The sequence below is a fragment of the Stutzerimonas sp. VN223-3 genome, assembly GCF_045999685.1.
Classification (GTDB): domain Bacteria; phylum Pseudomonadota; class Gammaproteobacteria; order Pseudomonadales; family Pseudomonadaceae; genus Stutzerimonas; species Stutzerimonas stutzeri_AR.
This window is the reverse complement of the sequence record NZ_RBEC01000002.1, coordinates 1,158,970-1,183,605: the sequence shown is the minus strand read 5'-3', so window position 1 is coordinate 1,183,605 and position 24,636 is coordinate 1,158,970. Positions and strand designations below refer to the sequence as shown.

Below are 24,636 nucleotides of genomic sequence, written 5' to 3'. Positions count from 1 at the left end.
TGCAGCTGAGGCTTGAGGCTTGCCGCTGTTTTCAGGAGTCTCGATGCACTGGATCACCCGCCCCGGCTGGCCGGGTAACCTGCTGGCACTCGCCGCAGGGGCTTTGACTACGCTGTCACTTGCGCCTTTCGACATCTGGCCGCTGGCCTTGCTGTCGATCGGACTGATCTACCTCGGGCTACGCCAACTGGCTCCGAAGCAGGCCGCCGGTCGCGGCTGGTGCTACGGCTTCGGCCTGTTCGCTTCGGGCGTCAGCTGGGTCTACGTCAGCATTCACGACTTCGGCGCCGCGCCGCCGATCCTGGCCGGGGCGCTGACTTTAGGCTTCGTCGCCGGCTTGGCACTGTTCTTCGCACTGCTCGGCTGGATCTGGTCACGTTGCTTGAGACAGACAGCAGCGCCGTGGCTCAACGCCCTGGTGTTCGCCGCGCTGTGGCTCGCACTGGATGCTCTGCGCGGGTGGATACTGACAGGTTTCCCCTGGTTGTATGCCGGCTACAGCCAGCTTGACGGGCCACTGGCCGGGCTCGCGCCCCTTGGCGGCGTCTGGTTGCTCAGCTTTGCGGTTGTGCTGACCGCAACGCTACTGATCGAATTGCCTCGATTGGTGGAGCACAGAACATCGCTAATCGGCGCGCTGGCACTGTTGATTGTGTTCTGGGGTGGGGCACTCGGCGTTGGCAAACACGCCTGGACGACAGCCAAGGCGGAGCCAATCACGGTCGCCGCGATGCAGGGCAACGTCGCCCAGAGCATCAAGTGGGACCCGAAAAAGCTCGAGATGCAATTGCTGCTCTATCGCGACATGACCTTCCGTAGCCGCCCTGCCGATCTCATCGTCTGGCCAGAAACCGCCGTGCCGATCCTCAAGGAGCACGCCGCCGGCTACCTGACCATGATGAGCCGCTTCGCACAGGAGCGGCAGTCGGCATTGATTACTGGCGTGCCGGTACGCCAACCCAATGCTAACGGCGAGCTACGTTATTACAACGGTCTGACAACCGCAGGCGATGCGCAGGGCACCTATCTCAAGCAGAAGCTGGTGCCATTCGGTGAGTACGTGCCGTTACAGGATCTGCTTCGAGGCCTGATCGCCTTCTTCGATCTGCCGATGTCCGATTTCGCACGCGGCGAGCCAGAGCAGGCGCTATTACAGGCGAAGGGCTACGCGATAGCGCCTTTCATCTGTTACGAAGTGGTCTATCCAGAATTCGCAGCCGGCCTTGCGGCGCAGAGCGACATTCTGCTCACGGTCAGTAACGATGCCTGGTTCGGCCACTCGATCGGGCCGCTGCAGCATCTGCAGATGGCGCAGATGCGTGCGCTGGAAGCGGGGCGCTGGATGATCCGCGCCACTAATAATGGTGTCACCGTGCTGATCGACCCGTATGGCCGCATCGTTGAGCGGATCCCGGCATTCGAAGAAGCCGTGCTCTACGGCGAAGTCACGCCCATGCAGGGACTGACGCCATTCCTGCAGTGGCGCTCATGGCCACTGATCGCGATCTGTGTATTTTTGCTTGGCTGGGGCCTGGTCCGTCGACGGCTTGCCTGAAGTACGCATGCTATCCCTGACCGGATGATGACTGGCCATCATCCGGCTTTGTCGCGACCGCTATAGACCAGCGGGTAGATCAGCATCCCCACGGCTTCGTTGAGCAGCATGCCGCTCTGCCAGACGGCTTTCGACTCGGGTAGCCAGCCGCCGAAAGGGCGCCCGTTGGGCACGCCCAGAAAGCCCATGGGCGCGGCGATCACTTGCAGTCCCACCTGTTCGAAACACCAGCGCGACCGTGGCATGTGCGAGGCCGAAGTCACCAGCACGATCCGCTCGACCCCCGCGGTCTTGAGCATCTCGGCGCTATACAGCGCGTTTTCCCATGTGGTGCGGCTACGTTCTTCTAGCCAGCGCGTCGGAGTGGAGAAGTCGCGCTGCAGCGCCTCGGCTGCGAGCAAGGCTTCGCTCGGCGGTTCGCCATAGTGCAGCCCGCCGCTGGCAAGGATCGGCAGGCCTGAGGCCTTGGCCAGTCGCGACGCGTAACGCAGCCGTTCGAGGGCGATATGACTGGGCTGATCCGATCCCCAGCCCGGATCGGCCTGCTCGCGACCGGCACCAAGCACCACGATGGCCTGCGCTGTCCGGTCCAGATTGCGCCAATCTGCCGGATCCAATGCCACCTCGCTTTCCAGCATCCGCGCCGCCCACTCCACGGTCGCCGGCAAGCTCATCAGCCACAGTCCGCCGAACCCCAGCACAAAGCAAAGCGCTGCCAACCGTGGCGCGCGTCGCCGTAGCCACCAGGCAACGAGCAACAGCAACAGCAGGCCACCCGGCGGCAGCAGCAACTGTTTAAAGAAATAGCGAATTGGCATGTGCAGCTCCCGCGTGTCGGTCGCTACAACTTTACCTGCCGAGGCGTCCACTTGTCGGCAACACGGACGCCATTAATGCTTTGGGTAGGTATGCAACCGCTGCCGCGCGCGTAGCAATTGCGAGCCGCAGGCCGAACAGGCGACCGCACCGGCACCTTCTGGCCAGTGCACGCTGGCGCCACAGAGCGCACAACTCATGGATTGCTGCAGCGCAGGCGGCGTCTGTTTGCAACGCTTGCCCGGATGATGCCGCAGGACATTGCGCAGGGCCGGCCGCGTCGCCTGACGTACCAGCTGCGCCTGCTCTTCGGCAGCCGCGTGCCAGCCTGAAAGCCACTGCGAATCCTGCTGCAGATAGGCGCGGATCAGCTCGAACTCGGCGGGCGTCAATCCACCAACCTCCAGTTCGGTCGCCGCACCAGTATCTGCGTCGGTTGTTCGCTCTGCCTCTTCCAGGGCCAGCGTCAGCCGCTGCAGCACGCGTCCGTACAGATTGCCCTCGTTCGCTTGACGCTCTCTACCCATGACTCACCTCTTGTTCGTCCCACCCCCAGTACAAGCGTAGCTCAGACTCGAACATCCACGCCGCCCGCGACCAACGGGGCCGCTTAGCCGCGGCAAATCAGGTTTCCCTCGGTTGCGGGGGGTCATGTATGCTACGGCGCTTCCATGCTTTCGCATCCAGCCCGTTGTGCCGCCGTCTTAGCCAGGTTTCAACTGGGCATTACCGCAGCCCCGTCGCTGCTCCGCGAACAGCCAGCCTCTTTTCAATGCCAGTAGCCATGCACGAACAGTATCAGCCCCGCGAAATCGAAGCCGCCGCGCAGTCCCACTGGGATGCGCAGAAATCCTTTGAAGTAAGCGAACAGCCAGGCAAGGACACCTTTTATTGCCTATCGATGTTCCCCTACCCCAGCGGCAAGCTGCACATGGGCCACGTGCGCAACTACACCATCGGTGACGTGATCGCCCGTTACCAGCGCATGCAGGGCAGGAACGTGCTACAGCCGATGGGCTGGGACGCGTTCGGCATGCCGGCCGAAAACGCCGCGATGAAGAACAAGGTCGCGCCGGCCAAGTGGACCTACGAGAACATCGACTACATGCGCACCCAGCTGAAAAGCCTGGGCCTCGCTGTCGACTGGACGCGTGAAGTCACCACCTGCAAGCCCGACTACTACCGTTGGGAACAGTGGTTGTTCACCCGTCTGTATGAAAAGGGCGTGATCTACCGCAAGAACGGCACCGTCAACTGGGACCCGGTGGACCAGACCGTACTCGCCAACGAGCAGGTCATCGACGGCCGTGGCTGGCGCTCCGGCGCGCTGATCGAAAAGCGCGAAATCCCCATGTACTACTTCAAGATCACCGCCTACGCGGATGAGCTGCTGGAGAGCCTGGACGAGCTCGACGGCTGGCCGGAACAGGTCAAGACCATGCAGCGCAACTGGATCGGCAAATCGCGCGGCATGGAAATCAGCTTCCCTTATGACATCGCCAGCATCGGCGACGAAGGCGTGATGAAGGTCTTCACCACCCGCCCCGATACGCTGATGGGCGCTACTTATGTTGCCGTGGCAGCCGAGCATCCACTCGCCACCCTCGCTGCTCAGAACAATCCTGAGCTGCAAGCCTTCATCGACGAATGCAAGCGTGGTGGCGTGGCTGAAGCCGATATCGCCACCCAGGAAAAGAAAGGCCTCGCCACGGCTTTGAAGGTACAGCACCCGTTGACTGGCGAACTGCTGCCGGTGTGGGTCGCCAACTACGTGCTGATGAACTACGGTGAAGGCGCTGTGATGGCTGTGCCGGCCCACGACGAGCGCGATTTCGCCTTCGCCACCAAGTATGACCTGCCGATCAAACCAGTCGTGCGCACTAGCGCGGGTGAAGAGACGCCTGCGCCCTGGAATGACGCGTATGGCGAGCACGGCGAATTGATCAATTCCGGTGAATTCGACGGGTTGGATTTCGATGGTGCATTCGATGCCATGGAAGTCGCCCTGCAGAAAAAGGGCCTCGGCCAGGCACGCACCCAGTTTCGCCTGCGCGACTGGGGCATCAGCCGTCAGCGCTACTGGGGCTGCCCGATCCCGATCATCCACTGCGAAGCCTGCGGCGACGTGCCGGTGCCGGAAAACCAGCTGCCGGTGGTCCTGCCCGAAGATGTGGTTCCGGACGGCGCCGGCTCGCCGCTGGCGCGCATGCCGGAATTCTACGATTGCAGTTGCCCCAAGTGTGGCGCCGCAGCCAAGCGCGAAACCGACACCATGGACACCTTCGTCGAGTCGTCCTGGTACTTCGCTCGCTACGCATCTCCGCATTACGACCAGGGCATGGTCGATCCGGCCGCGGCCAACCATTGGCTCCCGGTGGACCAATACATCGGCGGTATCGAGCACGCCATTCTGCACCTGCTCTATGCGCGCTTCTTTCACAAGCTGATGCGCGACGAGGGGCTGGTCAGCTCCAATGAGCCGTTCAAGAATTTGCTCACCCAGGGCATGGTCATCGCTGATACCTACTACCGCACCCTGGAAAATGGCGGCAAGGACTGGTTCAACCCGGCCGATGTCATCGTCGAACGCGATGCCAAGGCCAAGGTCATCGGCGCCAAGCTCGCCAGCGATGGCCTGCCGGTGGAAATCGGCGGCACCGAGAAGATGTCCAAGTCGAAGAACAATGGCGTCGACCCGCAAGCAATGATCGACAGCTACGGCGCCGATACCTGCCGCCTGTTCATGATGTTCGCCTCGCCGCCGGACATGAGCCTGGAATGGTCCGATTCCGGCGTCGAAGGCGCGAGCCGCTTCCTGCGCCGCGTCTGGCGCCTGGCACATGCCCATGTCAACGCCGGTGCGGTCGGCAAGCTGGACGTCGCCAGTCTCGATGACGAGCAGAAGGCTGTACGCCGTGCCATTCATCTGGCAATCAAGCAGGCCAGCCAGGATGTTGGTCAGCACCACAAGTTCAACACCGCTATCGCCCAGGTGATGACGCTGATGAACGTATTGGAGAAAGCCGCTACCGCCAGCGAGCAGGATCTTGCCTTGATGCAGGAAGGACTGGAAACCGTCGCCCTGCTGCTGGCACCGATCACGCCGCACATCTGCCATGAGCTCTGGCGCAACCTCGGCCACAATGACGCCGTCATCGATGCGCGCTGGCCGGTGGTCGACGAGGCGGCACTGGTGCAGGACAACCTGACGCTGGTGGTGCAGGTAAACGGAAAGTTGCGCGGACAAATCGAGGTTCCAGCCAGCGCCTCACGGGACGAGGTAGAGGCTAGTGCGCGAGCCAACGAGAACGTGGTGCGTTTCACCGAAGGCCTGACGATCCGCAAGGTCATCGTGGTGCCGGGCAAACTGGTCAATATCGTCGCTAACTGATTTTGCTCTGGCGCGCTGCGCCGAGGCTGGCAAGGAGATAACAATATGAAACGCAATCTCGTGGTAGTCGGCATGGCCCTATTGTTGAGTGCCTGTGGCTTCCAGCTACGCGGAACCGGCGACACCAGCTTCGCGCTCGAGGAGCTCGATCTGCAGGCACGCAACAGCTATGGGGAAACCGCCAAGCAGCTCGAGGAGCTGCTTAAGGATAACGGCGTACGGGTCTACCCGGGCGCGCGTTACACCCTGGACCTGATCCGCGAGCAGAATCGTCAGCGTACTGCCAGTTACACCAGCTCGGCGCGCAGTGCCGAGTACGAACTGACCAGCGTGCTCGATTATGAATTCCGCGGCCCGCAGAACACCGTTTTGCTGCAAGACAGCGTCGAGGTACAGAAGGTTTACGTACACGACAGCAGCAACCTGATCGGCTCCGACCAGGAGGCCAATCAGCTGCGCCAGGAAATGCGCCGAGAGCTCTTGCAACAGTTGAGCATGCGTATCCGCGGCATTACACCTGCGCAGCTCGACCAACTGCAGCAGACAGCCGAGGCAAAAAAACGCGCCGAAGCCGAGGCCATCGAGGCGCAGATACGCGAGCAGAGCTCGCAACCGCAGCAATCTCCAATCGAATTGCCAATTCAGTGATGAACCGAGAGCCACTTTTGGTGGCTCTCGGTCTCCCGATACCATGAAGCTCTCCCCCGCCCAACTCGCCAAGCATCTGCAAGGTCCGCTCGCATCTGTCTATGTGGTCACCGGCGATGAGCATCTGCTCTGCCAGGAAGCCTGTGATGCCATTCGCAGCGCCTGTCGGCAGCAGGAATTCAGCGAGCGTCAGGTGCTCAACGTCGAGACCAGTTTCGATTGGGGACAGCTCATCGAAGCCGGCGCCAGCCTTTCGTTGTTTGCAGAGAAGCGCCTGCTGGAGCTGCGCATCCCCAATGGCAAGCCCGGCGACAAGGGCGCTGCTGCAATCATCGATTACCTCGCGCGCCCCGCCGAAGACACCGTGTTGCTGATCAGTCTGCCCAAGCTCGACGGCAATTCGCAGAAGACCAAGTGGGCCAAGGCGCTGATCGACGGCAAGCAGGTGCAATTCCTGCAGATATGGCCGGTGGACGCACAGCAGCTCCCGCAGTGGATTCGCCAACGACTTTCCCAAGCCGGGCTGGCTGCCGACCAGGAAGCCGTGGAGCTGATTGCCGCTCGCGTCGAGGGCAACCTGCTGGCCGCGGCACAGGAAGTCGAAAAGCTTAAGCTCCTTGCCGACAGTGGCCAGGTAACGGCCGAGACCGTACAGGCGGCCGTCGCTGACAGCGCCCGCTACGACGTCTTCGGCCTGATCGACGCAGCACTGCTGGGCCACCCCGAACACATTCTACGAATGCTCACCGGTTTGCGCGGCGAAGGTGTCGAAGCGCCTGTGATTCTCTGGGCCATGGCTCGAGAGGTCCGCCAACTGGCCAATATTGCCCAACAGTACGGCCAGGGCGTCCCACTCGACCGCGCCTTTAGCCAGGCCCGCCCGCCTGTCTGGGACAAGCGCAAGCCGCTGGTGAGCAAGGCGTTGCAGCGCCACGACGCGGCTGGCTGGCAGCGCTTGCTCATGGATGCGCAGCGCATCGACGAGCAGATCAAAGGGCAGGCCGAGGGTGATCCCTGGATCGGCTTGACCAAGCTCTGCCTGCAACTGAGCGGTCAGCGCATCGGTGTTTAGTTAGATGCGAGCGGCAAGCCAGCCTGTTCAGGAACCTAAGTCGCTGTGAGTCTGCTGGACATTTTTTGAACAACACCTATGATGCGCCGTGCTGATCCATAGCATGAGGGCGACAACATGGCAAAGAACCGTAAGCGGCCGAACAAGGCCAAGTCCCTGGTGGCACAACCATTATTCCGCAGCCGCCAGGAACAGCCGAAAAAAGGCAAAGGCAGCTATCGCCGTGAAGCCTCCCAGTCCAACAACTGGGAGGCTTCGGTCCTTCTGGCGGCTTGAAAAGCCAAGCAATTCAAAGCGTGTTAAGGTCACGTGCCAATGATTTGCCGAGTGTGGTACATGCTTTACACCTTCGTTCCCGTACTGCTGCTGCGTACCCTGATTGCCGGATCAGCCATGAGCATCTTGGTCGCCTGCGCCGCAGAGCGCCCAGCCCAAGCCACACCGAGCATGCCACAGCAACAGGAAGCATCAACCGGCACAGTGCTCGCTGTATCCAACGAGCCGGATATTGCCGTTCCACAGCAAAGTTTCGACGAGTGGCGCGACAGTTTCAGGCTCGAAGCGCTGCAGGCTGGTATACCGGCGGAACTGTTCGATCGCGCGTTTGCCGGCGTTACCCCTGACCCAAGCATCATCTCGGCCGATCGCAGCCAGCCGGAGTTCACTCGGCCCGTTTGGCAATATTTGGAGGGGGCCCTCTCGGAGCAGCGCGTCAGTGGCGGCAAGCGATTGCTGAACCAACATTCAGCGACACTGGACGGTATAGAAACGCACTACGGCGTCGATCGTAATACGCTGGTAGCAATCTGGGGGCTAGAGAGCAGCTTCGGGCAGATAATGGGCGACAAATCAGTCATTCGCTCCCTGGCGACACTTGCACACGAAGGCCGCCGCCCGGGCTTCGCCAAGAGCCAGTTGCTGGCGGCATTGGAAATTCTTGATCACGGCGACATTGACGCCGATCAACTGCGCGGGTCTTGGGCCGGCGCCATGGGGCAGACTCAGTTCATCCCGACCACCTATAACACCCACGCCGTGGACTTCGACGGTGACGGCCGCCGGGACATCTGGAACAGCTCAGCCGATGCCCTGGCGTCAGCTGCCCATTACTTGCAAGCGTCCGGATGGAAAGCTGGACAGCCGTGGGGCTTCGAGGTCGCGCTGCCGACAGAATTCGACTATGCCCTTGCCGACAGCAGCATACGCAAGCCGTTGGCGGAGTGGCGTCGCCTCGGCCTGGCAAACCTGCCGGCCGGCAATGATGACGCGACCGCCAGTCTGCTGCTTCCCGCTGGTTATCGCGGTCCGGCGTTTCTGATCCTGGATAATTTCCGCGCAATATTGCGCTACAACAATTCGTCATCTTATGCGCTCGCGATCGGTCTGCTGTCCGAGCGCTTCGATGGCGCAGGCAAGGTGCGCGCAAGCTGGCCACAGGGTGAACAGCCCCTGAGTCGTTCCGAGCGTCTTGAGCTGCAGGAACGCCTGTCGAACCAAGGCTTCGATCCAGGCGCTGCAGACGGCATCATCGGCGGCAACACCCGCAGTGCCATCCGTAGTTTCCAGCAACAGCTGGGCTGGCCTGCCGACGGCCATCCGACGCAGGAGTTGCTCGGCCGGCTGCGCGCAGAGCCTTAGCGAGCATGGCCGAACTGTTCGGCCATGCTCTGCCCCGCGCCGCCCATCTCCGCAGGCAGGTCACGCGGCTTCGAAGCCCATCCTGGTCGGCAGTATCTCCTTCCGATAATGCACGTGAAACGCCGGCCGGTAGCTCAGCCGCGGGACAACTCGGGCAAGCCGCTGCGGTGGCCCCGGCAACCGGCTGCACGCCTCGCTAGACGGACTGTGCGGTCAGTGCCTGTGATAAACTGCGCGGCGGCCACGAGCCGCCCCGTCCCCGGAGCCTCTAGCGGAGCCCAGAAAGCCGATGTCCGATACCTCCCAGCCCAAAACCGTTGCCAGCGGCGAAAAATTCCGCACCACTCAGGGCATCACCGCGATCAAGGACGGGCAGAAGCGCCGCGCCTCAAGCGAACCCCAAGTGTTCGAACCCAAGCCCAAGTGGTTGCGGGTCAAGGCACCCAGCGGCAGCCGCTTCGAAGCGGTCAAGCGCAATGTCGGCGAACACCGTCTGAGCACCGTATGCCAGGAATCCCACTGCCCGAACATGGGCGAATGCTGGTCCAACGGTACCGCCACTATCATGCTGATGGGCTCGGTGTGCACCCGCGCGTGCCGCTTCTGCGCGGTGGATACCGGCAATCCCAACGGCTGGCTGGATCAGGATGAGCCGCAGAACACCGCCAAGTCGGTAGAGCTGATGGCGCTGCGCTATATCGTGTTGACCTCGGTGGACCGCGATGACCTGGACGACGGCGGTGCCGCACACTATGCCGCCTGTGTGCGCGCCATCAAGGAGCGCACCCCACAGGTGGTAGTCGAGGCCCTGACCCCGGACTTCGACGGCGACCTGCACGCCATCGAACGCGTAGCGGACTCTGGCCTGGAAGTCTTTGCGCAGAACGTCGAGACGGTCAAGCGCCTGACCCATGAAGTGCGCGACCCCCGCGCTGGCTACGAGAAGACCCTGCGCGTGCTGGAGCATGCCAAGCGCCATCGCCCGGAGATGCTGACCAAGACCAGCCTGATGCTGGGCCTGGGCGAAAGCGACGAGGAAGTGCTGCAGACCATGGATGACCTGCGCGCCATCGGCGTGGACATCCTCACCCTCGGCCAGTACTTGCAGCCGACCCGCCACCACCTGCCGGTCAAACGCTGGGTCAGCCCGGAAGAATTCAACCGTTTGCGCGACATCGGTCTAGGAAAGGGCTTCATGGAAGTCGCTGCCGGCCCGCTGGTGCGCTCCAGCTACCGAGCCGACCGGGTGTTCGAGAAGAACAACCTGGGCCTGGCCGCCCCGGTGCCAGTGCCGGGCCAGCCGTTCGACAGCAGCCTGATTCCGACCCTCAATCTGAACTGATCGGGTCGATCAACGCCTGACCCTAGGCTTCGCCTGGGGCAGCGTTTTATATCCGCCATGCCCAGCTCACACCCGATAAGCAAGCGCCCGGCTTAGCCGTCTATTGCGCCCATCAGCGTCTGCTGCTGCGCGTAGCCGAGGTGCTTGACCAGCTGTTCACGCAGGCGGGCACTGACCTCGGAAAACTCTATAGGCCCAGCAACCAGATCGGCCAACTGGGTCATGGTCATGCCGGCGTAGCCGCAAGGATTGATTCGTCTGAAGGGCTCCAGATCCATATCCACATTGAGCGCCAGACCATGGAACGAGCGCCCGTTACGGATACGCAGACCGAGCGATGCGATCTTTGCCCCCCCGACATAGACACCTGGCGCGTCGGGCTTGGCGATGGCCTGTACATCGTAGCTGGCCAGCAACTCTATCAGACTCTGTTCGATGCGACTGACTAGGTCACGTACGCCGATTCCCAGCCGCCGGACGTCCAGCATCAGATAACACACCAGCTGTCCGGGGCCATGGTAGGTAACCTGTCCGCCCCGATCGGCCTGGACCACTGGAATATCGCCGGGCAGTAGCAGGTGTTCCGCCTTGCCGGCTTGCCCCTGCGTGAACACCGGTGGGTGCTGCAGCAACCAGATTTCATCATCCGTGGCCGGGTCGCGACCATTGGTGAAGCGCTGCATGGCCTGCCAGGCGGGCTGGTATTCGACCAACCCGAGCTCCCGCACGCCGAGCATAACGGCCCCCATCAACGTATACCCAAGTACGAAACGTATACATATCGCAGGACGTTCGGACAGCGCTTAAATGACGAAGCACTCATCAGAGCACCATGTGCACGCGCCCGGTAGCGCGTAGATCGACGTGAATCGCCTGCAACTGCTCGACACTGGTCGCAGTGATTAGCACCTGCACGGAGAGGAAGCGCCCGTTGCGGCTGTCGCGGGTCACCAGTGTGGTTTCGTCAAAATCCGGCGCATGTCGCCGGATCACCGCCACTACCGTCTCGCTGAAGCCTTCACCGGCATCGCCGATAATTTTGATCGGATAGCGTTCGCAGGGGAATTCAATTTTAGGTGGCTGTGTTTCGCTTTTGCTTTCGGTCATGACAACGGACTCGTGATCCGCAAGCGCGCCCGGCAGGTAGCCAGGGCGCGCGCAGGTGGTATCAGTTGAAGAGATTGAAGAAGAACAGCTGAATGCTATCCCAGAAACGACTGAACAGCCCACCTTCTTCCACAGCCTGCAGGGCAATCAGGTCCGTACTCTGCAACACCTGACCATCGAGAGTGACCTCGACCTTACCGACCACGTCGCCCTGCTGGATCGGTGCAGTCAACTCGGGGTTGAAGGTCATGCCCGCCTGCAGCTTGTCCATCTGCCCGCGCGGCAGGGTCATGGTCAGGTCGTTAGCAAGCCCGGCGCTGACTTGGTCCTGCTGGCCTTTCCAGACCCGGGAAGTCGCCAGTTCGATGCCCTTCTGGTAGAAAGTGCGCGTTTCGAAAAAGCGGAAGCCGTAGGTTAGCAATTTCTGCGTCTCGGCCGCGCGCGCCTGCTCGCTATTGGTACCGAACACGACACTGATCAGGCGCATGCCATCGCGCATAGCAGATGCCACCAAGCAGTAGCCAGCCTCTTCCGTATGACCGGTTTTCAGACCGTCGACGGTCTTGTCACGCCACAAAAGCAGGTTGCGGTTCGGCTGCTTGATGTTGTTCCAGAAGAACTCCTTCTGCGCGTAGATGCCGTAGTGCGCCGGGTCCTCATAAATAATCGCTCGGGCCAGCTTGGCCATATCGGCTGCAGAGGAATAATGCTCCGGATGTGGAAGTCCGGTGGCGTTCATAAAATGGGTATTGTCCATGCCCAGCCGCTGAGCAGTGCTGTTCATCAGGTCGGCGAAGGCCTCCTCGCTGCCGGCAATATGCTCGGCCATGGCCACGCTGGCGTCATTGCCCGACTGAATGATGATGCCGTGCAGGAGGTCGTCGACGGATACCTGAGTGTTGACCTGAATGAACATCCGCGAACCGCCTGTACGCCAAGCCTTTTCGCTGACGGTGACCATATCGCTCTCGGAAATCTGGCCTTTCTTGATTTCAAGCGTGGCGATGTAGGCGGTCATCAGTTTGGTCAGACTGGCCGGTGGCAGACGCTCATCGCCCGCGTTTTCGACCAGCACCTTGCCGCTCGCGGCGTCCATCAGAACGTACGATTTCGCCGCCAACTGCGGTGCTGACGGAATGATCGGCTCGGCCCAGGTTACCGGCGCTACCGCCAGCAAAGTGAGAAGAAACAGGCGGTGCACGAAGGTGGTGATAGTCATTGCTCTCTCAGAAATTGGTGGGCAAACAGTTCTTTTGAATCAGCTCGTTCATCCCGAGCATGGCGCGACATCAATCGGCACGCACTCGCCGAGGGTTTCCCAAATTGGCGAGACGCACGCTCTGTTCGAGTTGCGCTGCCTCATCCAAGGAATCGATCGGCCCGAGGCGGACCCGGTGCAGGATCTGCTCCTGATGAACCACTGAACTGACGAATACCGGTGCGGCAGTCAACTTGCTGAGCTTGTCGCGCAGCAGCTGAGCGGCGTCCGGATTGGCAAACGCACCGACTTGCAGGAACACTCCGGCAACGGCGACTCTGTCGGTGCTGTGGATCTGGACCGGCAGCGTCGCCCCCGCGTGCTGTGCTGGCGGCGGCGTGTATTGCTCAACGGGTTGTGAAAGCGAGCTGCCAACGGGTTTGCTGGCGACTTTCTGTGGTTGGGCCAAAACCATCGGTGCCGGACGGCCTCGTTCGGCCCACCACTGTTCGGGATCGATACCCTCGACCTTGACCCGAGCAGTTCCCGTCTCGGCGTATCCCAGTTTTTTTGCCGCAGCGAATGACAGGTCGATGATCCGGTCCGAGTAGAACGGGCCGCGATCATTGACCCGCAGCACGACCGCCTTGCCGTTGTCGAGGTTGGTCACTCGAACATAGCTGGGCAGTGGCAACGTCTTGTGCGCCGCGCTCATGCCGTACAGATCGTACTTCTCGCCGTTGGCGGTAGGTTGGCCATGAAATTTGGTGCCGTACCAAGAGGCAGTGCCTGTCGCTTGGTAGTTGCGTCCATCGCCGATCGGATAGTAGGTCTTGCCCAGAACCGTGTAGGGGTTGGCCTTGAACGGGCCAGTATGCGGCGTCGGCGTCGCGTCAGGGATGCTCGATACGTCGACGTCCCACCAGGGCGCGCCATCCTTGTGTGGCCGGGAGTAATCGTCGGGGCCACTGATGCCACCGCTTTCGGCAGGTGAAGGCGATTGCGACGTCGGTGACGACGAACAACCTGCGATTAGCGCAACGGCGGCTACCGCTGCGAGCAAGCGGACCGTCATTGTGTGCCCCGCGCTTCGGCAAGTTGCGCGGCAAGCTGGTGCACGGCCATGGCGTACATCACGCTGCGGTTGTAACGCGTAATGACATAGAAATTAGGCAGTCCTATCCAGTATTCATCTCCTTCGGCACCGTCCAGACGGAAGGCTGTCACCGCCGTGTCATCCGCAATTTCCGCCTCCGTCTGCCAGCCCAGCTCACGCAACTGCGCGGCATTCTTGACCGGCTCCAGGCCCTCGGTAAGGCCTTCTGCATGCTGCTCACCCTTGACGGTGGCCCGCGCGACGACCGGCTCGCCGGCTACCCAGCCATGTTGCTTGAAATAATTGGCGGCACTACCAATGGCATCGACCGGGTTTTTCCAGATGTCGATATGACCGTCGCCATCGAAATCTACCGCGTAGGCGCGGAAGCTGCTCGGCATGAACTGCGGCAGGCCCATGGCTCCGGCGTAGGAGCCGGTAAGCTTCAGCGGATCGACCTGCTCTTCGCGAGCCAGCAACAGGAATTCCTTGAGCTGTTGACGGAAGAACGGCTGGCGCGGTGGATAATCGAAGCCCAGCGTCGACAGCGCATCGATGACCCGATAACTGCCGGTATTACGCCCGTAGAAGGTCTCGACGCCAATAATCGCAACGACCACCTCGGCCGGCACGCCATATTCTTTCTCGGCGCGCTCCAGCGCTGCCTGGTTCTCGCGCCAGAAATCGACGCCCTGCGCTACCCGCGAGTCGGTGATGAAGATCGGTCGATATTCCTTCCACGGTTTGACGCGCTCTGCCGGCCGCGAGATCGCGTCGAGGATCACCTGCTTGCGTTCTGCCTGAGCCAGCAGTTCAACCAACTGCTCACTGGCAAACCCATAATCCTGAGTCATCTCGCGAACGAACTCGGCCACCTTTTCGCCTTGGTAATCGGCAGCGAAAACCACCTGAGTACCGCTGAAAACACCGAATAGACCCGCTCCGCAGAGCGCTCGTGCCAACCAGCTATGCCGTAATGGGTTCAAGAAATTCACTCTAATCAAACCTGCGCGATCCACTTGCGATGGGTGTGGATCGACATCAAAACCCCGAACCCTGATAACAGGGTCACCAATGAAGTTCCACCAAAACTGATAAAGGGTAACGGTACCCCTACTACCGGCAGCAGCCCGCTGACCATACCGATATTGATGAAAACATAAACGAAGAATGTCATCGTCAGCGCGCCGGCGAGCAGCTTGCCAAATAAGGTCTGCGCTTGAACCGTAATCACCAGACCACGCGTAATCAACAGCAGATAAATCAGCAACAGCAAACAGACGCCAACCAGGCCGAACTCCTCGGCCAAGACGGCAATGATAAAGTCCGTATGGCTTTCGGGCAAAAAATCCAGGTGCGACTGGGTGCCGAGCAACCAGCCCTTGCCGAACACGCCACCCGAGCCGATCGCAGCCTTGGACTGGATGATGTTCCAGCCAGTGCCCAGCGGATCGCTTTCGGGATCGAGAAATGTATGCACGCGCTGTTTCTGATAGTTGTGCAGAACGAAATACCACATGGCTACTGCGATAGGTACCAGCGCCGCAACCGCACCCAGAATCCAGCGCCAGCGCAGGCCAGCAATGAAAAGCACGAAGGCACCGGAAACCAGTACCAGGAGGGAGGTGCCCAGATCCGGCTGCTTCAGAATCAGCACGAAGGGCACCAGGATCAGGCCCAGGCTGACCATGGTGTGCTTGATACCCGGCGGCAACGCACGGGCGGACAGGTACCAGGCAATCGACATCGGCATGATGATTTTCATGAACTCCGACGGTTGAAAGCGAATCACCCCTGGGATACTGATCCATCGGGTCGCGCCCATGGCGGTATAGCCGACGAACTCCACCGCCAGCAGCAATGCGACAACCGCCAGATAACCAAGCGGGACCCAGCGCGCCATGAATCTCGGCTCCAACTGTGCGATGACCAGCATGGCGCTCAGCCCGATACCATACGAGCTTGCCTGCTTGATCAACAGATCCCAGTTCTTGCCGCCAGCCGAGTAGAGAACGAACAGGCTGCCCGCAGCCAGCAGCAGCAAGAGCAGCAAAAGTACACCGTCGATATGCATGCGCTGCAGAAGCGTCGCCCGACGGCGCATCACGTCGGTAGTGGAAAGCGTGCGATCGAATGTCCCGCTCATGGCTTACCCACCTCAGCCGCTAGCGGCGGCGCATATTCGGCCTTCAGCTCGCCTTGCTCGTTCAACAACCAAGCATCCATGACTTGTTTGGCAACCGGGCCCGCGACACCGGAGCCGGATTCACCATTCTCAACCATCACCGCCACTGCGATCTGAGGGTCATGCACCGGCGCGAAGGCCACGAACAATGCGTGATCGCGATGCCGCTCGGCAAGCTTGTCGCTGTCATAACGCTCGCCCTGCTTGATTGCCACAACCTGCGCGGTGCCGCTCTTGCCGGCAATGCGATAACTCGCCGTATCGCCAACCTTCTTCGCGGTGCCGCGAGCCCCGTGCACGACCTGCTCCATGCCGTTGATGGCGGCATCCCAATAGCGAGGGTCGCGCAGTTGGATATCCGGCATCGGTTCTGGATCGACCGGTGAAACGCCCTCGATACTCTGCGCCAAGTGCGGCCGAATCCATTTACCATGAGTGGCCATCAGTGCGGTCGCCTGGGCCAGCTGTAGCGGCGTAGCCTGCATGTAACCCTGCCCGATGCCAAGGATGACCGTCTCACCTGGATACCAAGGCTGACGATAACGTGTGCGCTTCCACTCTCGCGAGGGCATCAGGCCGGCGGTTTCCTCGAACATATCCAGCGATACACGCTGACCGATGCCAAAGCGCGTCATGTATTCGTGCATCCGATCGATACCCATCTTGTGGGCCAGATCGTAAAAATAGGTGTCATTGGAGCGCATGATCGCTTTCTCCAGATCTACCCAGCCGTCGCCGCCCCGATTCCAGTTGCGGTATTTGTGTTTCACGTTCGGCAATTGGAAGAATCCAGGATCGAACACCTCACTCTCTTCAGTGACGACCCCGGCATCGAGGCCGGCTACCGCCATCATCGGCTTGATGGTCGACCCTGGCGGGTACAAGCCACGCAGAACACGGTTGAACAGCGGCTGGTCGATCGAGTCTCGCAGTTCACCATAAGCCTTGAAGCTGATGCCGGTGACGAACGAATTAGGGTCGAAACTCGGCTGGCTGACCATTGCCAGCACTTCGCCGGTAGCAGGTTGCAGCGCCACCACAGCGCCGCGCCGGCCAGCCAGCGCCGCCTCGGCCGCTTGTTGCAGTTCCAGGTCAAGGGTCAGAGTGATGTCCTTTCCCGGTACCGGATCGGTGCGTTTGAGTACCCGCAACACTCGGCCACGGGCGTTGGTCTCGACTTCCTCGTACCCCACCTGCCCGTGCAGCACGTCTTCGTAGAATCGCTCGATGCCAGTCTTGCCGATGTGGTGCGTGCCGCTGTAATTGACCGGATCGAGCTGCTTGAGCTCCGCCTCGTTGATCCGGCCGACATAGCCGACCGAATGCGCGAAATGCTCACCCTCCGGGTAATGCCGGACCAACTGCGCCGCGACCTCCACACCAGGCAGGCGGAACTGATCGACGGCGATGCGAGCGATCTGTTCCTCGGACAGTTCATACATGATCGGCACCGGCTCGAATGGCCGCCGCCCTTGCAATACGCGCTTCTCGAACAGCTCGCGCTCCTCGGCTGACAGATCCAGCACCTCGACAACCGTATCAAGCGTTTTGCGCCAATCCTCGGCGCGCTCGCGCGTCACCGTGAGACTAAAGCTCGGGCGATTGTCGGCGATGATCTTGCCGGTCCGATCGAAAATCAGTCCCCGATTAGGCGGAATGGGCTGAACATGGACGCGGTTGTTCTCCGAGAGCGTCGAATGGTGCTCGTACTGCACGACCTGAAGGTAGTAAAGGCGCGCAATCAACACGCCAATCAGCAACAACACAAAGGCGCCGCCCACCAGCACGCGCTGACGCACCAGACGGGCGTCCTTTTCGTGGTCTTTGAGGGGAATCGGCTGAGACATCTTGGGTTTGGCTGTACTACTTGTGGTAAGGGTGACCCGACAGCAACGTCCAGGCGCGGTAGATCTGCTCGCCGATGAGAATGCGCACCAACGGATGCGGCAGAGTCAGCGGCGACAGCGACCAGCGCTGCTCGCTACGTGCACAAACTTCAGGAGCCAGTCCTTCGGGACCGCCAACCATCAAGTTAATGTTGCGCGCGTCGAGTCGCCAACGCTCCAGCTCGGCGGCCAATTGCTCGGTGCTCCAAGGTCGCCCCGTCACTTCCAGCGTGACGATGCGTTCGCCGGGCTGCACCTTGGCCAGCATGGCCTCGCCTTCCTGACGAATCAATCGCGCCACGTCGGCATTCTTGCCGCGAGTGTTGAGCGATATTTCATGCAGTTCCAAAGGCAGCTCGGAGGGCAGACGCTTGGCGTATTCGTGCCAACCATCCTCCACCCAACGCGGCATCTTCGAACCCACAGCGATCAGCTTGATCCGCACGGATCGACCTTATTCCTGCTCGCCAGCGTGCTGTGCACGGCTCTGCTCGGCACCCTGCCAGAGACGCTCAAGGTCATAGAACTGGCGAGTCGGGACCTGCATCACGTGGACCACTACATCACCCAGGTCGAGCAGTGCCCACTCGCCACCGTCCAGGCCTTCACTGCCCAGCGGGCGAACACCTTGCTCCTTGACCTTCTCAAGCACGTTGTCTGCCAGGGACTTCACGTGGCGACTGGAGGTACCACTGGCGATCACCATGAAATCAGTAACGCTGGTCTTGCCGCGGACATCGATGGTGGTGATGTCCGCGCCTTTCAGATCTTCCAGAGCGCTAACGGCCAGCTGGACCAAAGAATCATTTTGCATAGCTTGAAACAACCTCAGTTCGACGCCCGGTACAGTCCGTGCGCGTTGATATAAGCCAGTACGGCGTCGGGCACCAGGAAACGGACCGACCGGCCGCTGGCCAGAAATTGACGAATTCGGGTTGCAGACACCCCCAGAGGGGCCTGCCAGACGAAGGCAATTTGCCCACCGCTGCCAGCAAGTGCCTGCGGGTCGTGCACGCTGCGTGCCGCCAACAAGTCCCGCAGAGCTTCCGGGGCCTCGCTGTCGGCATCAGGGCGCTGCATCACGAGAATGTGGCAGTAATCAAGAAGCTCATCCCAGCGATGCCAATTGGGTAGCCCGCAAAACGCGTCCCAACCCATTATTAGAAAAATCTGATCGTCATCTGCCAGTTCATCGCGCAGCGATTCCAGCGTGTCGATGGTGTATGACGGCTTGTCGCGCTCCAGCTCGCGGGCATCGACCGTCAACGACGGCAGATCCTGCACCGCCAATCGGACCATCGCCAAGCGGTCCTGCGCGGAGCTGTTGGGCGCCTCACGGTGCGGCGGGCGGAAATTGGGGACCAGGCGAACCTCAGCGAGCCCTATCATTTCTGCCACTTCCAGCGCGCCTCGCAGGTGCCCAATGTGCACCGGATCAAAGGTGCCACCGAGAATACCGATGCGCCGTGGAGTGCGAGTCGAACTCATCAAGTACGCACGTGGCCGTCGCCGAAGACCACGTATTTCTCGCTGGTCAGGCCTTCCAGGCCAACCGGTCCGCGTGCGTGCAGCTTGTCGGTGGAAATGCCGATCTCCGCGCCCAGGCCATACTCGAATCCGTCGGCGAAACGGGTGGAGGCGTTGACCATCACCGACGCGGAATCGACCTCGGTGATGAAGCGGCGAGCATCGGTGAAATTCTCGGTGACGATCGCATCGGTATGTTGCGAGCCGTAGCGGTTGATGTGTTCGATCGCTTCATCCAGCGAGTCGAGCACGCGGATCGACAAAATCGGTGCGTTGTATTCGGTGGACCAATCTTCTTCGCTAGCGGCTAGCACATCGCCACCGAGCAGTTCGCACGTACGCGGGCAACCACGCAGCTCGACGCTTTTGTCGCGATAGATGGCAGCCAGCGGCGGCAGTACGCGCTCCGCGATGGCCGTATGTACCAGCAACGTTTCCATGGTATTGCACGGTGCATAGCGCTGGGTCTTGGCGTTGTCGGCGACGCGAATGGCCTTGTCGATATCGGCAGCCTGGTCGATGAACACATGGCAGATGCCGTCCAGGTGCTTGATCACAGGGACCTTTGCGTCGCGGCTGATGCGTTCGATCAAGCCCTTGCCGCCGCGCGGCACGATCACATCGACAAATTCCGGCATGGTGATCAGCGCACCCACCGCGGCACGGTCTGTGGTTTCCACAACCTGTACCGCAGCCGCCGGCAATCCAGCCTCCGCCAGCCCTAACTGGATGCAGCGGGCAATCGCCTGATTCGAATGGATCGCTTCGGAGCCGCCGCGCAGGATGGTGGCGTTACCGGACTTCAGACACAGGCTGGCAGCGTCGATGGTCACGTTGGGACGCGACTCGTAAATGATCCCGACTACCCCGAGCGGCACGCGCATCTTGCCGACCTGGATACCCGACGGCAGGTAACGCATGTCGCGAATCTCGCCGATGGGGTCGGGAAGGGTTGCGACCTGTCGCAACCCTTCGATCATGTCGTCGATTCGCGCCGGGGTCAGCGCCAGGCGGTCGAGCATGGCCTCGTCCAGACCACTGGCACGCCCGGCCGCCAGATCCTGCCGGTTGGCATCGACCAGATCGCTACGCGCTGCGTCAAGCGCTGCCGCAGCAGCCTGCAATGCTCGATTCTTCTGCGCGGTGGTAGCGCGCGCGAGCACGCGCGACGCCTCGCGCGCGGCGCGACCGAGGCGGGTCATGTAATCGAGAACGGACTCGGTCATGGGCTGGCTGGCCTAGCTGAAGGGAAAGCGGCTGATTATAGCCACCCATGAGCTTCCCGCACAGCGGCTCCCGGCGAATGGCTGGGAAAGCGCAGCGGTCGCAGATGCGCACCAATGGCCGTACGACGCCTTGCGACTACCCGTCCGCGATCGCTCGCACCAACGAACCGCTGCCCCAATCAACATCCTGTCGCAAATGCATCCAGCGTTATCATGACGGCCGTTGAAACCGGCGCGGCTGTCGCCGAGTCGAAAGCCGTCTCGATTCAAGGAAAAAACCATGCCCGAATGGCTCTCTGCGCTCACTGGCTGGCTCTCTGAAAACCCGCAGTGGCTGGGCCTGAGCCTGTTTCTGGTGGCCTGCCTGGAATGCCTGGCCGTGGTCGGTTTGCTGATGCCTGGCACCGTGCTGGTGTTTGCTATCGCCGTGGTCGCCGGCAGTGGTGTGCTGAGCCTCGGCGAGACGTTGCTGCTGGGCTATGTGGGCGGCCTGCTCGGCGATCTGCTGTCCTACGGCCTTGGGCGACGTTACCACCAGAACATTCGCAGTATGCGCGGCTTGCGCGATCATCCTGAATGGCTGACACGGGCCGAGCTGTATGTCGATCGTTACGGCATCGCGAGCCTTCTCGTGGGCCGCTTTATCGGCCCCCTGCGGCCCATGCTGCCGCTTACCGCCGGCATGCTCGACATGCCGTTCGGGCGCTTTCTGTTGGTCAGCCTGGTGGCCGCAGCCGGTTGGTCGATGGCCTACCTGCTGCCGGGCTGGACTGCAGGCGCTGCCGTGCGACTGCCGCTGCCGGAGGGTTTCTGGGGCGAGGCGGGAATCGTCCTTGTTGCACTGCTGCTACTCGTCGGTGGCGTCGTGCATTGCAGCCTGCGCCAGCTGCGTTGGGTCACGCCGCTGGCGGCAGGCCTCAGCGCGGCCATTCTGCTTGGTCTGTTCTTCGGCTGGCCTTATCTGGTGGAATTCGACGAAGGGCTGATGGAAGTGGTCCAGGGCGAACGCAGCCCGATCTTCGACCACTTCATGGTAGTGGTCACGCGTGCCGGCGACTTCCACACGCAGCTGTGGGCCGCGGTGCTGTTGAGCCTGCTGTTGATTGCGCTGAAGCAGATGCGCGCAGCAGTCTTCGCCATCCTCACGCTGCTGGGTACAGCGCTGGCCAATGGCGCGCTGAAAGCGACGTTCGGGCGAATCCGACCGGAGATCCTTCTCGAACCCCTTCACACTTTCAGTTTCCCCAGCGGCCATAGCTCGGCGGCGTTCGCTTTTTTTCTTACGCTCGGAGTCCTCGCTGGGCGTGGGCAACCACCTCGCCTGCGCCTGGCCTGGGTACTGCTGGCTGGATTACCGGCGACAGCCATTGCCTTGTCGCGCGTTTATCTCGGCGTGCACTGGCCGACCGATGTGATCGCTGGCGCAGTGTTGGCGAGCACGATATGCGCGGCGAGCCTGACCATCGTGCAATGGCGCAGGCCAATGCAGGCGCTGTCGCCCAGGGTGTGGTGGTTGATTCTGCCCGCAACGCTGGGACTGATTGGCGCTTTTGCGATCTGGGCGCTGCCGGGTGCCATATTGCTGTATCGCTATCAATAGTTGCGTCAAATGCGGCTGTTGCACTGCTTGTTATTCGAGCGCATCGCCCTGCAACTCCTCAAGCCAGCGCTGGATGCGCTCCAGTTGCAGCTGCGGATCGTCTAGCTGTAGCAACTCGACTTTCCGCTCCGGCTGAAATGGCAACAAATACCCCAACTGTTGCGCCAGCGAGCGCTGCCCCTGCGCCACGCAGCCCATGCCCAGCGCCTGGACCATCGGGTGTTGTCCTAGCGCTTCCAGCAATAACGCCAAGTCGGCGTGCTCATCGCCGAAAGGCAGGTCTTCACCTTCGTCGCGCCAACTGACCTCGGCAACGGTCAGTTGATCGCGCTGCACTTCGGCTGAGAGCACATCGAAGCGACGACCGCCCTCGACGCGGATTCCCAGCAAGCCGTTGGGGCGCTGCTGCCAGTCCCGGATCAGCGCCTCGCAACCGGTCAGGGCATATTCGCTGGCCGCCAGTCCCACCTCGCTGCCCTCGATGAGGCGCACGACACCAAAGCCATGCCCCGCCTTCAAGCAGCCGCTGACCATATCCAGATAGCGGGCCTCGAATATCTGCAGATCGAGCATGCATCCCGGAAACAACACGGTGTCGAGCGGAAACAACGGCAGCTTCATTCAGCCTCCTTAGAACAACAGCGTCACGGCCAGCGGCAGCAGTACCGCCGTCATTACACCCATCAGGCTCATCGCCAGCGCCGCAAAAGCACCGCATTCATCGCTTTCCTGCAACGCCTGCGCGGTGCCCACGGCGTGAGCGGTCAGCCCCAACGCCATGCCTCGAGCCGCAGGATGCTGAACGCCAAAGCGACGCAACAGTTCCGGACCGACGATCGCTCCAATGATTCCGGTGATCATCACGAACACTGCCGCCAAGGCCACCACTCCGCCGATCTGCTCAGCTACCAGCATGGCGATGGGCGACGTCACGGATTTCGGCGCCAGGGTCATCAGAATCATCGGATCGGAGTTAAAAGCCCACGCCAGCGCCATGCCTAGTGCCGTCGCGCCAGTGCCCGCAAACAGCAGGGTTAGCATGATCGGCCCGAACAGTTCGCGAATCCGCCGCAGGTTAAGATACAGCGGTACCGCCAGCGCCACGGTGGCCGGCCCGAGAAGAACGGTGAGCATCTGTGCACTGTCGCGGTATTCGTCATAACTGAGGCCGCAGGCCACCAGAATGCCGACGACCACAACCATCGAGACCAGAACTGGCTGTAGGAAGACCCAACGGGTCTTTTCGTAGGCGGCGAAAGCAAGTTGGAAAGCCGCCAGGGTAATTGCCACGCCGAACAGCGGGTGGTGAATCACCGCGTCCCAAGCCGCCTGCCATTGCACCGCAATCATGCGCGGCCCGCCTTGCGCTGCTGGCGATGAATCAACATCTGCATCAGCCAGCCGGTGAACACCAGAGACACCACCAGCGAAAGCACCAGCACCCCGACAATGGCCCAGAAGTCTTCAAGAATCGCCTCGGTGTAGGCCATCACGCCCACGGCTGGCGGAACTAGCAGCAGCGGCAGATAGCGCAACAGACTCCTGGCCGCCAATTGCAACGACTCGCTGGCCTGGCCGCGCGCCAACAGCGCCACGAACAGCAGTAGCAGCCCGATGATCGGCCCCGGCATCATGGGCAGGACCATCACGTTGATCGCGGTGCCGAGCAATTGGAACAGCACCAGCCAGGTTAACCCGCGTAGCAGCATGGACGTCTCCGAAGCAAAGATGCGCGATTATAAGCATCCTCCCGCGACGAAACCCGCTGCACGCGCTGGCCCAGCCTATATCCCACCATTCGCGACAACGATGCTTGGTTGATTCGTCTCCGGCCGCATGCTGATCTAGCCATCGCGCTTTCATTAGAAGAACAACAAATCCCCGGAGGACATATGCCGCAGGTACCCGTAGCAGAACTCAAGAACTACATTGGCAAGGAGCTCGGCCGCTCCGAATGGTTCACCGTCGATCAGCAGCGCGTCGACCAGTTCGCCGATTGCACCGGCGACCATCAATTCATCCACATCGACCCAGAAAAAGCTGCACAGACGCCGTTCGGCGGGACCATCGCGCATGGCTTCCTGTCCCTATCGTTGTTGCCAATGTTGATGGGAGACCTGATGGTCAGACCCGAAGGCACCAAGATGGGCGTCAATTACGGGCTCGACAGTCTGCGCTTCATCCAGCCGGTGCGGGTCGGATCGCGGGTGCGCCTGGCCGCGACGCTACTCGACGCGTACGAAAAGAATCCGGGTCAGTGGCTACTCAAGTGCCGCGCAGTAATGGAGATCGAAGGCGTGGAGAAACCCGCCTACATCGCCGAAACCCTGGCGCTCTGCATCGTCTGAT

General features: G+C 61.3%; 25 protein-coding genes. 9 read left to right on the top strand and 16 right to left on the bottom strand.

From position 1 onward, the window contains the following. Positions 1-43 precede the first annotated feature (43 nt). Positions 44-1,555, top strand: coding sequence for an apolipoprotein N-acyltransferase (gene lnt / locus D7241_RS14070; protein ID WP_408102030.1), 1,512 nt, complete (start codon positions 44-46; stop codon positions 1,553-1,555). Between the two features lie 38 nt (positions 1,556-1,593). Here lnt and D7241_RS14065 read toward each other — a convergent pair whose 3' ends face one another. After that, positions 1,594-2,373, bottom strand: a complete 780-nt coding sequence (locus tag D7241_RS14065; RefSeq protein ID WP_408102029.1) for a YdcF family protein — start codon at positions 2,371-2,373, stop codon at positions 1,594-1,596. A 72-nt stretch (positions 2,374-2,445) separates the two neighbouring features. Beyond that, positions 2,446-2,898, bottom strand: a complete 453-nt coding sequence (locus D7241_RS14060; protein ID WP_408102028.1) for a hypothetical protein — start codon at positions 2,896-2,898, stop codon at positions 2,446-2,448. 257 nt (positions 2,899-3,155) lie between these two features. Between D7241_RS14060 and leuS the strand changes: the two genes are divergently transcribed. The 6 genes from leuS (at position 3,156) to lipA (ending at position 10,462) form a co-directional block, all read left to right on the top strand. After that, positions 3,156-5,762 (top strand): leucine--tRNA ligase, encoded by a 2,607-nt coding sequence (gene leuS / locus D7241_RS14055; protein ID WP_408102027.1) that lies wholly within the window; start codon positions 3,156-3,158, stop codon positions 5,760-5,762. Positions 5,763-5,807: 45 nt separating this feature from the next. Then, on the top strand, positions 5,808-6,410 hold the full coding sequence (lptE, locus tag D7241_RS14050) for an LPS assembly lipoprotein LptE (protein WP_255977497.1): 603 nt from the start codon (positions 5,808-5,810) through the stop codon (positions 6,408-6,410). Positions 6,411-6,453: 43 nt separating this feature from the next. Then, entirely contained in the window at positions 6,454-7,482 is a 1,029-nt protein-coding gene (gene holA, locus D7241_RS14045) for a DNA polymerase III subunit delta (RefSeq protein ID WP_408102026.1), read from the top strand. A 117-nt stretch (positions 7,483-7,599) separates the two neighbouring features. Beyond that, positions 7,600-7,758, top strand: a complete 159-nt coding sequence (gene arfA / locus D7241_RS14040) for an alternative ribosome rescue factor ArfA (protein WP_255977501.1) — start codon at positions 7,600-7,602, stop codon at positions 7,756-7,758. Between the two features lie 60 nt (positions 7,759-7,818). After that, complete coding sequence (locus D7241_RS14035) at positions 7,819-9,120, top strand: lytic murein transglycosylase (protein WP_408102025.1); 1,302 nt, start codon at positions 7,819-7,821, stop codon at positions 9,118-9,120. Positions 9,121-9,409: 289 nt separating this feature from the next. Then, entirely contained in the window at positions 9,410-10,462 is a 1,053-nt protein-coding gene (gene lipA / locus D7241_RS14030) for a lipoyl synthase (protein ID WP_408102024.1), read from the top strand. A gap of 92 nt (positions 10,463-10,554) precedes the next feature. Here the strand turns inward: lipA and lipB are convergent, their stop codons facing one another. From lipB to D7241_RS13975, 11 genes are all read right to left on the bottom strand, one after another. Continuing rightward, positions 10,555-11,211: a lipoyl(octanoyl) transferase LipB gene (lipB, locus tag D7241_RS14025; protein WP_408102023.1), complete on the bottom strand. Its 657-nt coding sequence runs from the start codon at positions 11,209-11,211 to the stop codon at positions 10,555-10,557. Between the two features lie 73 nt (positions 11,212-11,284). Next, positions 11,285-11,569, bottom strand: coding sequence for a DUF493 domain-containing protein (locus D7241_RS14020; RefSeq protein WP_408102022.1), 285 nt, complete (start codon positions 11,567-11,569; stop codon positions 11,285-11,287). A gap of 61 nt (positions 11,570-11,630) precedes the next feature. After that, positions 11,631-12,788: a D-alanyl-D-alanine carboxypeptidase family protein gene (locus D7241_RS14015; protein ID WP_408102021.1), complete on the bottom strand. Its 1,158-nt coding sequence runs from the start codon at positions 12,786-12,788 to the stop codon at positions 11,631-11,633. A gap of 70 nt (positions 12,789-12,858) precedes the next feature. Beyond that, complete coding sequence (locus D7241_RS14010; RefSeq protein WP_408102020.1) at positions 12,859-13,842, bottom strand: septal ring lytic transglycosylase RlpA family protein; 984 nt, start codon at positions 13,840-13,842, stop codon at positions 12,859-12,861. Then, positions 13,839-14,849: a lytic murein transglycosylase B gene (mltB, locus tag D7241_RS14005; RefSeq protein ID WP_408102333.1), complete on the bottom strand. Its 1,011-nt coding sequence runs from the start codon at positions 14,847-14,849 to the stop codon at positions 13,839-13,841. The genes D7241_RS14010 and mltB overlap by 4 nt, the downstream gene beginning before the upstream one ends. A gap of 14 nt (positions 14,850-14,863) precedes the next feature. Continuing rightward, complete coding sequence (gene rodA / locus D7241_RS14000; protein WP_408102019.1) at positions 14,864-16,009, bottom strand: rod shape-determining protein RodA; 1,146 nt, start codon at positions 16,007-16,009, stop codon at positions 14,864-14,866. Then, entirely contained in the window at positions 16,006-17,895 is a 1,890-nt protein-coding gene (gene mrdA / locus D7241_RS13995) for a penicillin-binding protein 2 (protein WP_408102018.1), read from the bottom strand. The genes rodA and mrdA overlap by 4 nt, the downstream gene beginning before the upstream one ends. A gap of 16 nt (positions 17,896-17,911) precedes the next feature. Beyond that, positions 17,912-18,379 carry a 23S rRNA (pseudouridine(1915)-N(3))-methyltransferase RlmH gene (rlmH, locus tag D7241_RS13990; protein ID WP_255977517.1) on the bottom strand — a complete coding sequence of 156 codons (468 nt, stop codon included), beginning with the start codon at positions 18,377-18,379 and terminating at the stop codon, positions 17,912-17,914. A 9-nt stretch (positions 18,380-18,388) separates the two neighbouring features. Continuing rightward, positions 18,389-18,748: a ribosome silencing factor gene (gene rsfS, locus D7241_RS13985; protein WP_021209688.1), complete on the bottom strand. Its 360-nt coding sequence runs from the start codon at positions 18,746-18,748 to the stop codon at positions 18,389-18,391. Between the two features lie 14 nt (positions 18,749-18,762). Next, a complete protein-coding gene (gene nadD / locus D7241_RS13980; protein WP_408102017.1) occupies positions 18,763-19,422 on the bottom strand; it encodes a nicotinate-nucleotide adenylyltransferase in 660 nt (219 codons plus the stop codon). After that, positions 19,422-20,687 (bottom strand): glutamate-5-semialdehyde dehydrogenase, encoded by a 1,266-nt coding sequence (locus tag D7241_RS13975; RefSeq protein WP_408102016.1) that lies wholly within the window; start codon positions 20,685-20,687, stop codon positions 19,422-19,424. Before D7241_RS13975 ends, nadD begins: the two co-directional genes overlap by 1 nt. 280 nt (positions 20,688-20,967) lie before the next feature. On the opposite strand from D7241_RS13975, the gene D7241_RS13970 reads away from it, so the two are divergent. Next, a complete protein-coding gene (locus D7241_RS13970) occupies positions 20,968-22,287 on the top strand; it encodes a bifunctional DedA family/phosphatase PAP2 family protein (RefSeq protein ID WP_408102015.1) in 1,320 nt (439 codons plus the stop codon). A 30-nt stretch (positions 22,288-22,317) separates the two neighbouring features. Here D7241_RS13970 and D7241_RS13965 read toward each other — a convergent pair whose 3' ends face one another. Genes D7241_RS13965 through D7241_RS13955 form a run of 3 tightly spaced genes read right to left on the bottom strand, consistent with a single transcriptional unit; the run spans position 22,318 to position 23,996 of the window. Further along, positions 22,318-22,908: an LON peptidase substrate-binding domain-containing protein gene (locus tag D7241_RS13965; protein WP_408102014.1), complete on the bottom strand. Its 591-nt coding sequence runs from the start codon at positions 22,906-22,908 to the stop codon at positions 22,318-22,320. A gap of 9 nt (positions 22,909-22,917) precedes the next feature. Next, positions 22,918-23,637: an LrgB family protein gene (locus D7241_RS13960; protein WP_255977530.1), complete on the bottom strand. Its 720-nt coding sequence runs from the start codon at positions 23,635-23,637 to the stop codon at positions 22,918-22,920. Beyond that, complete coding sequence (locus tag D7241_RS13955) at positions 23,634-23,996, bottom strand: CidA/LrgA family protein (protein WP_255977532.1); 363 nt, start codon at positions 23,994-23,996, stop codon at positions 23,634-23,636. Before D7241_RS13955 ends, D7241_RS13960 begins: the two co-directional genes overlap by 4 nt. Positions 23,997-24,179: 183 nt before the next feature. Between D7241_RS13955 and D7241_RS13950 the strand changes: the two genes are divergently transcribed. Beyond that, entirely contained in the window at positions 24,180-24,635 is a 456-nt protein-coding gene (locus D7241_RS13950; protein ID WP_255977534.1) for a MaoC family dehydratase, read from the top strand. The last annotated feature ends 1 nt before the right edge of the window (position 24,636 follow it).